Origin of the sequence: Acetobacterium wieringae (assembly GCF_023700225.1) — a bacterium.
Lineage (GTDB): Bacteria > Bacillota > Clostridia > Eubacteriales > Eubacteriaceae > Acetobacterium > Acetobacterium wieringae.
Map to the genome: position 1 here is coordinate 2,502,265 of NZ_CP097897.1, position 13,105 is coordinate 2,515,369.

Below are 13,105 nucleotides of genomic sequence, written 5' to 3' on the forward strand. Positions count from 1 at the left end.
TCTTATTTTTCCTTATTCGTAAAATGATTTTCCATTCAACTCAATATTTTCACCTAACACATACAAGGTTCTTTTACCAATCGGATGATCAGTTATGGTTGAGAAATATATATTTATACAAAACATTGGCATGTTTTCGTCAATTAACAGTCGGTTTGAGATGTATTTATTGGGATAATCCATGGTCACTTCAATGCTTTTTTTCACCTCGAAACTATTGAAGATGCGATGCATGATGGTAATGTTTTTCTCGGCTTTTTTTTCAATCCCTGCACTCAGGTAACGACCAGTAAGAAACAGCGAATCGATGCTGTAGCCCACCGGCATTGCATCCGAAAAATACATCCGTCTTATTTCAAGCGTCTTTAATTCCCGTCGCTCGCCTTTTAATTTTGTCATGGAAATCAGGATATCTTCAGTCTGAATATCAGTTATTTCCTCGTTGATGTTTCCTTCCAGGGAAAAATTGACTAAAAACAGATCCTTTTCGCGCTCTTTGACAAACGTCCCGACGCGTTCAATCGAGACCAGATAGCCCTTGTTTACCAGTGTGGCCAGACTTTTTCGGACCGTCACCCCACTGGTATTATATTTTTCAGCCAGCTCCTGATTGGTCGGTAATTTTTCATTGGGTTTAAGTGAACCACTTCTGATCTCAGACAGAATATCGTTGACAATTCGTTCGTATATTTTTACTTTCATTTAAGTCCTTCAATCTATTCCTGATAAGACGTTCCACGGACGCAGCACCATTCACGCTTAATAAACAGCTGACGAAAACCCATGGGTTCATTATCGTCTAATATTTTTTGGGTAATTTGCATCACTGGCGTTTCATCCGGGATTTTTAGAATTTCTGCCACTTCCCGATCACAATTCATCGCCGTCACATTCATCCTGCCCTGCATTTGAAACAATTTGTTTTTCTGCGACAATATTTCACTGAAACTGGTATATTCAAAATTATCGTTCCAAACAGTAATTCCCGGAAAATAGGGAATGTACTGAATATCATAGGCAATCGGCTTTTCCTCATAAAGCAGTACCCAGCGGACATAAACAACCCGGGCGTTGGGGGCTACCCGCAGATGGTAAACCAAATCAATGGTCGGTTTGATAATTTCCGATCCCAACAGTTCGACCCGTTGGTACGGTTTTTTTAAGAGCTGTTCGGTTTTTAATGAAATCAGGTATTTATCGTTACTTTTTTCAAGTACATAATTCCCTTTTCCCGGTATCGAATAAATATAGCCTTCATCAATTAACTTCGAAATGGCATTACGGATGGTGATGCGACTGACACCATATTCATCAGCCAGGGTATTTTCCGGCGGGATGGCGGAATTGATGGCATAAAAATTCTTCTGGATCTTGTATTTAATGCTATCGGCAATTTCTTCATATTTGTGATTAATGCGCTTCGCCCCCCTCCGTTATCCAAGTCTTGCATTGCTTGACCCCTTCATAGACATCATGAGCAAAGGCATCCACTCCGGTGTATTCAATTGCCTGGCGATGGGTCGAGAGTCCCCCGACAATAATTTTAACCTGATCCCTGATTCCAGCAGCCACCAGAGCGTCATTCACGGCTTTGATATACCGGACCCCTTCGGCGAGAATTGAGCTGATGGCAATCACATCGGGCTTTAATTTGATGGTTTCTGCCAAAATTTCCTGGGCGGTAATGTTAATCCCCAGATCAATGACCTCAAAATTTGACATCAACGCAGCACTCTTAAAAATTGACTTGCCAATGTCATGCAGATCCCGCTCGATGGTGCACAGTAGAATCCGACCAATCGGTTCACCCGATCCCTCATTGATCAGCTTCAGACTCGGCAATTTTAACACTTCTTCAAAAATGATGCCCGCCATCATTAAATCGGTCACACCATACCGCCCCTCTTCAAAATAATGACCGATGTGATCCAGACCAAGCTGGATCGCTTCGACAATCTGGGCCTGGGATGCGCCCTCTCGAATCGCATAATTGACAAGTTTAAGCACTTTTTTTTCTTCAATTTTTTTCATGGCCTCGACAATACTCTCAAAAGTAGTTGTATTCATGGCATGATTAGTCGATATATTCATCTGGCAGGTAACCCCTTATTATTTTAATCTGTTCTTTAGTTTGTGCGGTAAATTGATAACTATCTAAACGCCTGATAATCTCATCGTCGGTCTCTTTTAGTACCGCTGCCTTTGTTTTCCCTTCCCCAAAACCATGGGGCCGATATTGCTTTCTGATTAATTTAAGGTTTCGTGAAGAGATGTAATTTCCGGTTGATCCCACCTTCAGGATTTCATCCATCATCGTTGTGACATCATTAATTTCCATTCCCTGGACAAAGTCTTTCAAACTTAAGAAAGCATATTCATCCAGAATATATTTATTGTAATTAATTGTTTTTAAAGCATCTTCCATCCCAAAGCTATGCATCAGACAATCGACCTCTGCCAGCAGAGTTGAGAGCAGATTGATCCCGCTTTCAAAACCACTTTGATAATCGAGGTATTTTGAGTCGGTAAATGTACCGCCGGCCCGAAATGGAATTTTGTAATATTCTGCCATCCCCTTCGCAGCCAGTGTAAACAATGCCGTTGCAGGACTCCCAACTAATGTTTCGGCCTTGAACGGATCCACTCCAAATAGCGGCAAACCATAAATAATTGGCAGACCGGGGCTTTGAATCTGAGCAAAGACAATTCCGGCAATAATTCCGGCGTTGGCCAGCAGAAAATTACCGCCGGGAGTGGGCGGCGCTGTTAAACCGCTTAATCCACTGCCGCAGGCAATCATCAGTGGTTGATTTTCCAGACAATGAACGGTAATCACTTCCGTTGTTGAATGCCCCATAATCATCGGCGCCGATACATTGACATTACCAAGCACGACCGGTTTATGGTCAATGCCACGGTAGCGTTTAACCATTGCAATGCAAGCGCAGGACTCTTCCTGACTACCGACAATTGAAAGGCAAGGTTTATCAGAGTATTTTAAAAGCATCGCCATCCGATAGGCGCTTCGCAAGTCCAGAGGAATATCGAAAGGTTCAATGGTATAGGGACTCGCCATTTTAATTAGCTGATTCTGCTGATTGAGTTTGGTAAAATTCACATAATCCCTTCGGGTTCCCAAAGCAATCACTTCATTTCGTGACACATAGGTTCCACCATAAGCTGGCAGCGTGCAAATTTCACCCTTTCCGACTACCACACGGCCGCTATTTGAATAGACAGGAAAGGCAGAAGGAACCAATTTGAGACTTTCTTCAACCAGCGGCGCATCAAGAAAAACCTGTTTACCATCAACTCTGGCCCCGGCTTTTCTGAAAATCTCCTGTGCTTCATTCGAAAAAACAGTAATCCCCATGGTTTTTAAAAGTTTCAGTGACTGTTCATGGATAAGATCACATTCTTTTTTCGAAATGCTAAGCGTTAATTTCATGATCACTGCCCCCTGCAATCCCATCAATTTTGATACATTTTAAGATTATATCACAATAACCCCGGTTTGTTTACCGTTTCATCATGATAATTTCAGGTCTCAATCTTTACTGAATAATTTCAGGTCTCAATCTTTACTGATTTTTACCTTTGCAGGTTGTAATCATATCTGGGATTTTTGTGCCGGATGCTGGGTAACACAGTTATAAGGCTTACTAAACCATTAACTTAAACAAACCGCATGCAATACGGTTTGTAAACTTATTATTTGTAAAAACTGCCCCATTTTTTTAGCGATTATCAGCACCAAATTTTTTCTACACTCCTGAAATGAATCAAGCTGACTCAGCATCTTAATCCGTCCGAAACATCTCTTCTTTTATCACTTCGCCAGGTTCGATTCGAATAAACCGCTGATCATTGCTGTCTTTTATCATCGCATCGAGAATATCAATATTACCAGTGGTTTCATTAACCTTCAGTCCCAGTTTTTCCGCCATCGCTTCGCATTTTTGTCGATCTTCCGCGGTTTCCACCCCAGTGCGGATAAACAGCAAATACTGATAATTTTTAAACATGGCTCTGGCAATACGCAAGGCCCGCTTCTCACCATATTTTTCTTTCATCCGATCATGCTCATAGCCGATTCCATCTTCGCCCCAAAGCCAGCCCTGAGAGACAAAGTAAGAAGAACAGCGCAGTGCGCCAAGATCAGACCGATCATCCAATATCATCGCAATGCAGTCATCCACTCGGGGGATGACTAAAGGACAGGATCTTGCCTGAATATCAACTAATGCTTTCCCGCACAATCCATAACTGAGATAAATGATGTCCGCATCGGTTTCGGCATCAATGGCCGCCTGTATCTCGGTGTGCAGAAGATCTGGGGTATTGTGGAGATGCTCTCTAATCCACCGGTATTCAAGATCCGAACAATCTATCAGGGCTTCAACTTCCTTTTTAAGAACACTGCAGCCAATCATCACTCTTTTCATTTTTATCATTCCCCCTATCCTTCAATAACCGAATTCTACCACACCGTTGGCTATTTTTAAATATCTAGTCCGCTTCATTCTTAAACGCCTTAAAAATTGAAACACACATCATAATCAGAATAAAAACAAAGGGCAGGGCCATAATAATCGCCACATTGCGGATTGCTACTAACCCGCCGCTTAACAGCAGCACAATGGCCATGGATGAAAGCACGATCCCCCAGACAACCTTTATTTTACGATCTGGATTTAAATCACCGTTTCGCGAGAACATCGCCACCACAAAATTGGCCGAATCGGCTGATGTCACGAAGAATGTTACAATTAACAAGGTTGCCAAAAACGAAATCGCCTGGCCGAACGGTAAATGTGATAAGGTGACAAATAATCCAACCGCCACATCGCCGGTAATGGCCTCGGCAATACTTAGCTTATCGATGATTTCAAAATGCAGGGCAGTTCCGCCAAATACCGCAAACCAGAGACAGCAAAAAAGCGCCGGGATGATAATCACACCCATGATAAACTCTTTGACCGTTCGACCCTTTGAGATCCGGGCGATAAAAGTTCCCACAAACGGGCCCCAAGACATCCACCAGGCCCAATAAAAAATGGTCCAGTTACCCAGCCAGGGATCATCGCTAAATGGTGTTAAGGCCAGACTCATTGGCAAAATATTATGAAGATAGGCACTTAAACTGACAAAAAAAGTATCGATGATAAAAACCGTCGGACCGGTAAAAAGCACAAAAATCATGATTAACAGCGCAATCACGATGTTGGTGTTACTGAGTATTTTTATTCCTTTATCCAGTCCCGTTATCGAAGAAATCAAAAACAGCACTGTAATGATGACAATAATGATAATCTGGACGGTGATCGTATTGGGGATGCCAAAAAGTGTTTTGAGACCGCCATTGACCTGCAATGCCCCCAACCCCAATGACGTTGCCACACCGATCACGGTTAAGACCAGCGCCAGCACATCAATCAGCTTGCCAGCAATTCCTTTGGTCTTTTCACCCAGCAGCGGCTCAAGGGTCGAGCTGATCAGACACGGCTGTTTTTTCTTGAAGGTGACATAAGCCAAAGCCAGACCAACGATGGCGTATATCGCCCAGGGGTGAAAACCCCAATGCAAAAAGGCATACTGAAATGCCTTGCTGGCCGACTCACTGGAGGCCGCCTCAATCCCCAGCGGTGGCTGTAAGTAATGATAAACCGGTTCGGCCACGCCCCAAAATACCAGACCAATGCCCATTCCAGCACTGAAAAGCATTGCAAACCAGGAAAAATTTGAATACTCCGGGCGGTCGTCTTCATCCCCCAACCGCAGTTTTCCATATTTACTGAAAGCCAGCCCCAGACAAAAAATCAGAATCCCCAGCACTGAGACCAGATAGAACCACCCCAGATTATGAGTAATCACACCAAACAGGACATTTGTCACATTCAGTAATTCATCGGTAAAAACAAATCCAAAAAACAAAAAAACAACTAACAAAACAAGTGAAATATAAAGTACCATAGTGTCTTCCTCTTTCTTATTCATGCACCAGTAATGCCATCTATAAAGTATCAACCGATCAGGTACAATTTGCAGCCAAAACTTTCTGTTGCGATTTACCACCCGCTTAAGCTAAAAACTTTCTCCGTTGTGATGATCCATGAGAAAGTTTTTAACCCGGGTATTAGAAACATGCTTAAATCATTATTTGACTGGTCCGATTTGCCCTTGTCGGTAGGCTTTGCTATACTTACGACAGTGTTTATCCTGGCCAAGCAAGGCGTAGGTAGCAAAGATAGTACCCATCATCTCACGGTTAAGCGGATCAATGACCGCCGAATCCATTCCAGCTTCCATGGCAAAGGCCATGCAGGTTCGATTCAGCAAGGATCGCACCGGTAAGCCAAACGACATATTGCTGATCGCTCCGGTTACATGAATAGTCGGATACAATGCTTTGATTTGGCGGATTTCCTCAGCGAAATTAAGCATTGAGTTGTTTTCCGTTGACAAAGCCATTACGCAGGGATCAATATGCATCCGATCAGGCGTAATCCCATATTTTGCCGCTTTTTCAACCATGATTTTAGTGATTTCCAGCTTTGTTTTAACATCATTGGGAATGCCCTTGTTATCGCAGGTTAAACCAACCACCTGCCAGCTGTTACCTTCCAGAAGCGGCAACAACACCTCGCATTTATCACCTTCTTCTGAAATCGAATTGATCAGACCGGGCTTGTTGGCGTATTTAAAAACGGCTTCAATCACCCGAGGATTGGGGCTGTCAAGACACAGTGGCGTATCGGTTGCGTTTTGAACAATATCCATCAGCCATTTCAACGTTTCTATTTCAAACTCCGGTGCGGTGCTGGCACAGACATCAATATAAGTCGCTCCTGCTTCGGTTTGTTTGACCGCCAGGGCGGCGATGTGATCAGCATCTTTTCTTTCAATCGCTGCTTTGACGGATGGAATTGTACCGTTTATCTTTTCTCCAATTATTATCATCTTTTATCTCCTTGAAATACAGATAAAAGACAGTCTTTGTTACTGCCTTCTATCTGTTAAATTATCGTTTACTTAAATCATTTTTGAATGTCTGCTCATTTTTTGTTTGGTTGAGCTAATTAATTAAGCAACCCATTCCTGACAGATCTTGACACCTTCAGCGGCATTGGTGGTATATTGATCGGCCCCAACATGTTCACAGGCTTCTTTAGTAACCGGATTTCCGCCAATAATAATTTTGGCGTCAATTCCAGCTGCTTTCACCATTTCAACGGTTTCCTTCATGGCATCGATGGCCAGGGTCAAAACACCGCTCATTCCGATGATGCAGCCCTGATTTTCTTTGGCGGTCTTAACAAACAGTTCCGGCGCAACATCAATTCCCAGATCTATCACTTCAAAACCCGCTGCTTCTGACATGCTTTTGAAAATATTCTTACCGATATCATGTAAATCACCATGAACCGTACCAAGTATAATGGTCCCGGCAACTGTATCAGCGCCACTGCCCAGCACTGGTTTTAACAGATTGATAGACTCGGTTAATAGTTCACCGGCAAAAATCAGATCGCCAACAAAATAGTCGCCCTTTTCAAACAGTTCACCAACAATTGCCATACCGGCCTGACAGGCGGCAATGGCTTCCTGGGCTTCTGGTTCTGACGGACTCGCTTTAACAAACTCGTTGAGTAAATCCATTACCAGTTCTTCTTCCAAATCTCCTACTGCTTGTGTTAATTCTCTTAAATCTAACATTTTTTTACCATTCCTTTTTTATTTTTATTGACATGATGGTCGCAACCATTATGCCCTGGCCTGATTTTTTATTAAGTGTATTTGTTTTAGAATTTTTCGCTTTCTGGCAGGTAACAGTTTAACAGTTCCTGTTGTTTTTTGGTCAGGTCTGGAGCCTGATAGCTTTCCAATCGTTCTTCGATAATTTTTGAAGCCCGCTGTCTGATATCGCCCACTTCTTCAAAAATAACGGCTGGATCACCGGCGGTTTTATTAAAAATCTGTGATAAGTGATGCTGATCGCGGTATTCTTTCGGGGTTCTTCCTGATAAATAATTACCCAGTGGGCCAGCCTTCTTGATTTCGTCAAAAACCTTACCGGCTTGTGTATCCGAGATTTTAATCCCTTTATTTAGTCGCATCAAGATGCGATTGACCTCTTCATCGAGAACAAATTTTTCATAACTGCCGACGGCGTAGGATTGAAGAATCCCGGCATTATTCAGCGCAAAGTCTGATTTTCCCAGGTAAGTGGTCATCAATGTCGTCATTGATTCAACCCCAGCCTGATAATCGGGTTTGAGTGAATCCGAACCACTGACACCGGTTCTGACTGGCAGACCATAGTAACGTCCCAAGGCCAATGTTGCCATTTGAATCAGCTGTGCTTCTGGTGCCCCAATGGCAATGGCTGTTTTACGCATATCCGTTGGTGAAGACACGGTTCCGTAAATAACCCCGACTCCCGGGTTAATCAATTGCGTTAAGACGATCCCGGCCAGAATCGTTGCATTGTCCTGAATTACCGAACCCATCAGTGCCGCTGGAGCGGTCAGATTGGTCATCGAACAGGTGATAATGGTAACCGGCTGACCTTCTTCAACCAGACCCATGATGTTATCTAACACCTCATATGAGTAGCCGAGCGGTGAGAGCGCACAGCAGTTGGTTAATAATACCGGTCGATCCCAGATATCATAGAATTCTTTGTACAGGTTGGCGATTTCTTTGGCCGCATCCTTCAAGCTCTGTTTTTTGACATTTAAACTGTTGGCAACATTGCCATAAGTTGGTCGGTCTGAATATTTAAGACATAATGCCACCTGCGGGATATAGAAATTATCCTGAGACTTGTCTAAATCCGGGGTATCATAGGCAGAATTATTGACAAAATCGGTCACATCACTGGTATGCATCAGTTTTAAAAACTTAACCACATCCGGCAGTAATGCCGCTCTGTAGGTATCATCTTCAAACAAGAATTTTGAAGGACCGTAACAGCCCACTGTTTTTGGTTTGAAACGCTCACCAATGTGTGTTTCACCAGCACTGGTGGTCACCGCAAATGATTTCGGTGCTGTCGCCAGGGCTTTGTTTAAAAGTTCTTCACTTATTTTTACAATATTCCCTTCGACGGTTGCACCATGTTTCTTAAAGATCGCCAAGGCCTCTTCACTGGCAAAGGAAACACCGACTTCTTTTAAAACTTTTAAAGAATACTCGTGCAGCAGTTCCACATCGCTGGTGGAAACGTATTTTTCATAAAAGCGTCTGTTCATATACATTTGAAATAACCTCCGATTTTTTTAATAAATACATGTATTTCGCAATTAAACTATAGCACGGCTCCCAAATTGTTGTCAATACTTATTTTGTAATCGAAACCAGACTTCCTGGTGATCTACATTATAAGGATTTAGCATAAATATTTCTGAAACACCTCAATTTTCTGGCATTTTATTAAGATATTTGGTTGTTTTCCTTTCTTAAAAATAATTGTTGACCGTTTACATTTATCGTGTTATACTCCATTGCATTAGACATGTATTTCGCAATTATGTTTCAGGAGGATGAAATGAAAAATTTTGGATTTAAGAATGCAATGGTATTTTTAATACTCAGTGCTACGGTTGCTCTTGCCTATCAATTACCCTTTTTACGCTTTACCTTTTACGATCAATTTGCTGCTGCGTATCAGCTTAGCAATACGCAAATTGGTGTTCTGGCCTCGGCACTGAATTTAACCTATACCTTCTGCTATCCGATCGGCGGTTGGATGGCTGATCGTTTCTCAATGCGCTCAATGATTTCCACCACCCTGGCGGCTTATGCTGTGCTAACTTTCGCCTTTGCGATGACCACTAACTTTACGGCGCTGCTGATTATTCATTTTCTTTACGGATTTTTCGGTATTGCCACCCTGTGGTCAGCCTATCTCAAGGGGATCAGAAATTTGGCCAACGAAGACAATCAGAGTAAAATGTTCGGTGGCAGTGAAGCCTTGCGGGGTGTTATTCAAACCCTGATGGGATTCGCCTTTCTGGCGATTGTCGGTTTGGCCGCTACCCCCGCTGCTGGCATGAAGGTTCTTTTTATATTTGGCGCTGGTGTTTGTGCCCTGTTTTTTGTTCTGGCTTTGTTCTTTCTTCCCAAAACAGATATCAAACACGAATCGCAGGCGGTCGTTAACGAAACGAAATACAGCGTTATCGATGTCCTGAAAAACAAAGGCGTCTGGATTACGATCCTGGTGATTATGTTTGCCTATCTTACCTGGGCCATTGGAAATGCCTACATGACGACCTATACGGTGCAGGTGCTTAACATCTCAACAACAACAGCCAGCGCTATCGGCATCGTCCGCAGTTACATCATTGTCTTGTTAGCCGGGGTAATCGGCGGCTTTTTCATGGATAAGTTCACTTACAAAGGCAAAGGCTTTATGATCGCTTTTGGCGCCATCGCCGCTGCCTTGGTTGCTCTGCTCTTCTCTGCCAAGGTGATCGCCATCAGCATTATCCTGACCCTGGTGATCGCTTTTATCGCAAACATCATGAAATCCACTTACTGGTCAATTATGGATCAGGCTGGTATCCCCGTTGGAATGACCGGAATGGCTACAGGTATTATCTCATTTATCGCTTTTATCCCGGATGTCTTCTACGGCCTGATTTGCGGTAAGTGGTTGGATGATGCCAAAGCGGCTGGCGATATTGCCACTGGCTTCAACCAGATTTTTATCTTACTGATTATTTGTGCGATCCTCGGAATTGGCTCCTCGCTGTTGCTGGTAAAACGCACCAATGATTTAAAAAACATGGAATCTGCATCATCGGATTTAAAACCTGAAACGACACCCGTCTCCTAAAAAATCAGGCTCCAACTGGATATCATTCCGGTTGGAGCTTTTTCTTTTCCTAAAAAGTTTTCTGTCTTTTTAAATTATTTCGAATCAAAAAAAGCGCCTGACCAAACAATATTGGTCAGACGCTCTGCTATTAAAATTTTTAATCCATCAAGTCGGGATATAAGGGATATTTTTCAGTTAAAAAGGCGACCTTTTCCAGGGCCAGTTCCATGTCTTTTTTAATCAGTGCCGCTTCAATGGCATCGGCAACCACTTCCATGTCCGCTTCCACCAATCCCCGGGTGGTTACGGCAGGTGTTCCGACCCGGATGCCGCTGGTCACAAAAGGACTTTCCTTATCATAAGGAATGGCGTTTTTATTGGCAGTGATGTTGACTTTTCCCAAGGTTTCATCGGCCTCTTTCCCGGTCAGGCCGACCTTGCTGACGTCTAACAGCATCAGGTGATTGTCGGTGCCACCGGAAACGATTCGAAAGCCCCGTTTTTCCAGCGCCGCCGCCAATACTTTGGCATTCTTGACCACCTGTTCCTGATAGGCCTTAAACTCAGGTGTTGCGGCCTCTTTGAAAGCAATGGCCTTAGCGGCGATCATATGCTCCAGGGGACCGCCCTGGGTACCGGGAAAGACACCCTTATCGATCAGCTTGGCATATTCTTTTTTGCAGAGGATAATCCCCCCACGAGGACCCCGCAAGGTTTTATGGGTAGTGGTGGTAACAAAATCGGCATAAGGCACCGGACTTTGATGTTGTCCAGCCGCCACCAGACCGGCAATGTGAGCCATATCCACCATCAGATAACACCCAGCGGCCTTGGTCAGCTTTGAAATCCGTTCAAAGTCGATGGCGCGAGGGTATGAGCTGGCGCCAACTACTACCAATTTGGGCTGGTGTTCGTTGATCAGCTTCTCGATCTCATCATAATCGATGGTTTCGGTTTCCTGATTCACCCCATAAGAAATGAAATTGTAATATATTCCAGAAAGATTGGCCGGACTACCATGGGTTAAATGACCGCCCTGATCCAGGCGCATCCCCAGAACCGTATCACCCGGTTGCAGAACTCCCATGTAAACCGCGGTATTGGCCTGGGCTCCGGAATGAGGTTGGACGTTGGCGTGTTCGGCACCAAATAAGGCCTTGGCCCGATCAATAGCGATCTGTTCAATGGTATCCACATGAACACAGCCACCGTAGAAACGGTGTCCCGGCGTACCTTCGGCGTATTTATTGGTTAAATGACTCCCCATGGCTAACATCACTGCGTCTGACACAAAGTTCTCAGAGGCGATCAGCTCTAAATGACTTTGCTGTCGATGCAATTCCTTTTTCATGAGTTCATAAATCTCAGGATCAGCAACTTTTACTTTTTCAAAATACATAATTTCCTCCATAAAACTCTTTCTAATAGTCATTTCGCCGATTTGAAAGCCTTTCAAGGGAAGCCGCAATACTTTTTAAATAGATCGATATTTCTTCAATTTTCACTTTGAAATAAAATACAAACATGATGCCTGACATCAAAAAAAAGATCAGTAATATCGGGATGATACTCCAGGCCACACCGGCCATACTATTTATAAATTGATTCATATCGTCCTCCATTAGGCCGCTGTCTTTCTATGAAAGACAGTTGTACGGCAATAACATTTACTATTGTAACATTAAATTCTGATAATGCAATACACATTCCATCATTTTTTGTGATTTGTTTTATGGTTCGGGAAATAAGGACCGCTTAGCAATCGTGGCCAATCCCGAAAGTCTTAACCGTGATTCCAAAAGCTAACACTATATGTGCAGATGTTTTTCTGACTATTCTACCACTTCAATGGTATCCCCTGCTTTGATAACGCCACCTTCGAGGATAATGGTAAAGATACCTTCTCTTGGCATTACGCAATCGCCGACCTGTTGGGCGATTTCACATCCGGCATGGCATTCTTTGCCAATCTGGGTCACTTCCTGCAGGGTTTCGCCGATTCTTAGCTTTGTTCCCACCGGCAGTTCATAGACGCAGATGCCTTCAGTCGTGATGTTTTCAGCAAAATTACCGGCACATAGTCCCGCTGCGCCCATGGCGATCATCTTATCAATACTCTCCTGTCCCAACAAACTGACCTGACGATGCCATTTTCCGGCGTGGGCATCACCCTCCAGTCCAAAATCCTTTATAAAATTCCCGACCGGAATCGGTTTTTTCATGACACCTTTTGTTTCGCTAATATTAATTGCTATTACTTTTCCACTCATGTTTTTTCTC

13 protein-coding genes and 1 pseudogene are annotated in these 13,105 nt (G+C 43.5%); 1 reads left to right on the top strand and 13 read right to left on the bottom strand.

What is annotated here, in order from left to right; all coding sequences use genetic code 11:
• Positions 1 to 12 precede the first annotated feature (12 nt).
• From CHL1_RS12140 to mtpB, 10 genes and pseudogenes are all read right to left on the bottom strand, one after another.
• A complete protein-coding gene (locus CHL1_RS12140; RefSeq protein WP_148636266.1) occupies positions 13 to 702 on the bottom strand; it encodes a GntR family transcriptional regulator in 690 nt (229 codons plus the stop codon).
• A 14-nt stretch (positions 703 to 716) separates the two neighbouring features.
• The gene (locus CHL1_RS12145; protein WP_148636265.1) at positions 717 to 1,133 is read right to left on the bottom strand and encodes a UTRA domain-containing protein; all 417 of its coding nucleotides are present in this window, start codon (positions 1,131 to 1,133) and stop codon (positions 717 to 719) included.
• A gap of 93 nt (positions 1,134 to 1,226) precedes the next feature.
• A pseudogene (locus tag CHL1_RS18545) lies at positions 1,227 to 1,415 on the bottom strand (GntR family transcriptional regulator); the annotation flags it as partial.
• Entirely contained in the window at positions 1,411 to 2,091 is a 681-nt protein-coding gene (locus CHL1_RS12150; protein WP_070372766.1) for a cobalamin B12-binding domain-containing protein, read from the bottom strand. The pseudogene CHL1_RS18545 and the gene CHL1_RS12150, both read right to left, overlap by 5 nt.
• Positions 2,075 to 3,448 (bottom strand): trimethylamine methyltransferase family protein, encoded by a 1,374-nt coding sequence (locus CHL1_RS12155; RefSeq protein WP_187389142.1) that lies wholly within the window; start codon positions 3,446 to 3,448, stop codon positions 2,075 to 2,077. Before CHL1_RS12155 ends, CHL1_RS12150 begins: the two co-directional genes overlap by 17 nt.
• A gap of 352 nt (positions 3,449 to 3,800) precedes the next feature.
• Entirely contained in the window at positions 3,801 to 4,445 is a 645-nt protein-coding gene (locus tag CHL1_RS12160) for a DUF1638 domain-containing protein (RefSeq protein WP_070372768.1), read from the bottom strand.
• Positions 4,446 to 4,509: 64 nt separating this feature from the next.
• Entirely contained in the window at positions 4,510 to 5,973 is a 1,464-nt protein-coding gene (locus CHL1_RS12165; RefSeq protein WP_250933132.1) for a glycine betaine uptake BCCT transporter, read from the bottom strand.
• 183 nt (positions 5,974 to 6,156) lie between these two features.
• A complete protein-coding gene (locus CHL1_RS12170) occupies positions 6,157 to 6,960 on the bottom strand; it encodes a methyltetrahydrofolate cobalamin methyltransferase (RefSeq protein ID WP_250933134.1) in 804 nt (267 codons plus the stop codon).
• Positions 6,961 to 7,083: 123 nt separating this feature from the next.
• Complete coding sequence (locus tag CHL1_RS12175; RefSeq protein WP_250933136.1) at positions 7,084 to 7,716, bottom strand: cobalamin B12-binding domain-containing protein; 633 nt, start codon at positions 7,714 to 7,716, stop codon at positions 7,084 to 7,086.
• 86 nt (positions 7,717 to 7,802) lie between these two features.
• Positions 7,803 to 9,260 carry a proline betaine:corrinoid methyltransferase gene (gene mtpB / locus CHL1_RS12180; protein WP_250933138.1) on the bottom strand — a complete coding sequence of 486 codons (1,458 nt, stop codon included), beginning with the start codon at positions 9,258 to 9,260 and terminating at the stop codon, positions 7,803 to 7,805.
• Positions 9,261 to 9,550: 290 nt separating this feature from the next.
• Here mtpB and CHL1_RS12185 point away from each other — a divergent pair, with 290 nt between their 5' ends.
• Entirely contained in the window at positions 9,551 to 10,843 is a 1,293-nt protein-coding gene (locus CHL1_RS12185; RefSeq protein WP_250933140.1) for an MFS transporter, read from the top strand.
• A 139-nt stretch (positions 10,844 to 10,982) separates the two neighbouring features.
• Here CHL1_RS12185 and CHL1_RS12190 read toward each other — a convergent pair whose 3' ends face one another.
• The 3 genes from CHL1_RS12190 to CHL1_RS12200 form a co-directional block, all read right to left on the bottom strand.
• A complete protein-coding gene (locus tag CHL1_RS12190) occupies positions 10,983 to 12,224 on the bottom strand; it encodes a serine hydroxymethyltransferase (RefSeq protein WP_070372774.1) in 1,242 nt (413 codons plus the stop codon).
• 22 nt (positions 12,225 to 12,246) lie between these two features.
• Entirely contained in the window at positions 12,247 to 12,435 is a 189-nt protein-coding gene (locus tag CHL1_RS12195; RefSeq protein WP_148636259.1) for a hypothetical protein, read from the bottom strand.
• Between the two features lie 222 nt (positions 12,436 to 12,657).
• The gene (locus CHL1_RS12200; protein WP_250933141.1) at positions 12,658 to 13,095 is read right to left on the bottom strand and encodes an MOSC domain-containing protein; all 438 of its coding nucleotides are present in this window, start codon (positions 13,093 to 13,095) and stop codon (positions 12,658 to 12,660) included.
• Positions 13,096 to 13,105 lie beyond the last annotated feature (10 nt).

Bases quoted from the DNA above. Each gene is read 5' to 3' on its own strand.
- CHL1_RS12175 (WP_250933136.1), bottom strand. From the start codon at position 7,716: ATGTTAGATTTAAGAGAATTAACACAAGCAGTAGGAGATTTGGAAGAA.
- mtpB (WP_250933138.1), bottom strand. From the start codon at position 9,260: ATGTATATGAACAGACGCTTTTATGAAAAATACGTTTCCACCAGCGAT.
- CHL1_RS12150 (WP_070372766.1), bottom strand. From the start codon at position 2,091: ATGAATATATCGACTAATCATGCCATGAATACAACTACTTTTGAGAGT.
- CHL1_RS12140 (WP_148636266.1), bottom strand. From the start codon at position 702: ATGAAAGTAAAAATATACGAACGAATTGTCAACGATATTCTGTCTGAG.
- CHL1_RS12190 (WP_070372774.1), bottom strand. From the start codon at position 12,224: ATGTATTTTGAAAAAGTAAAAGTTGCTGATCCTGAGATTTATGAACTC.
- CHL1_RS12155 (WP_187389142.1), bottom strand. From the start codon at position 3,448: ATGAAATTAACGCTTAGCATTTCGAAAAAAGAATGTGATCTTATCCAT.
- CHL1_RS12165 (WP_250933132.1), bottom strand. From the start codon at position 5,973: ATGGTACTTTATATTTCACTTGTTTTGTTAGTTGTTTTTTTGTTTTTT.
- CHL1_RS12160 (WP_070372768.1), bottom strand. From the start codon at position 4,445: ATGAAAAGAGTGATGATTGGCTGCAGTGTTCTTAAAAAGGAAGTTGAA.
- CHL1_RS12195 (WP_148636259.1), bottom strand. From the start codon at position 12,435: ATGAATCAATTTATAAATAGTATGGCCGGTGTGGCCTGGAGTATCATC.
- CHL1_RS12185 (WP_250933140.1), top strand. From the start codon at position 9,551: ATGAAAAATTTTGGATTTAAGAATGCAATGGTATTTTTAATACTCAGT.
- CHL1_RS12200 (WP_250933141.1), bottom strand. From the start codon at position 13,095: ATGAGTGGAAAAGTAATAGCAATTAATATTAGCGAAACAAAAGGTGTC.
- CHL1_RS12170 (WP_250933134.1), bottom strand. From the start codon at position 6,960: ATGATAATAATTGGAGAAAAGATAAACGGTACAATTCCATCCGTCAAA.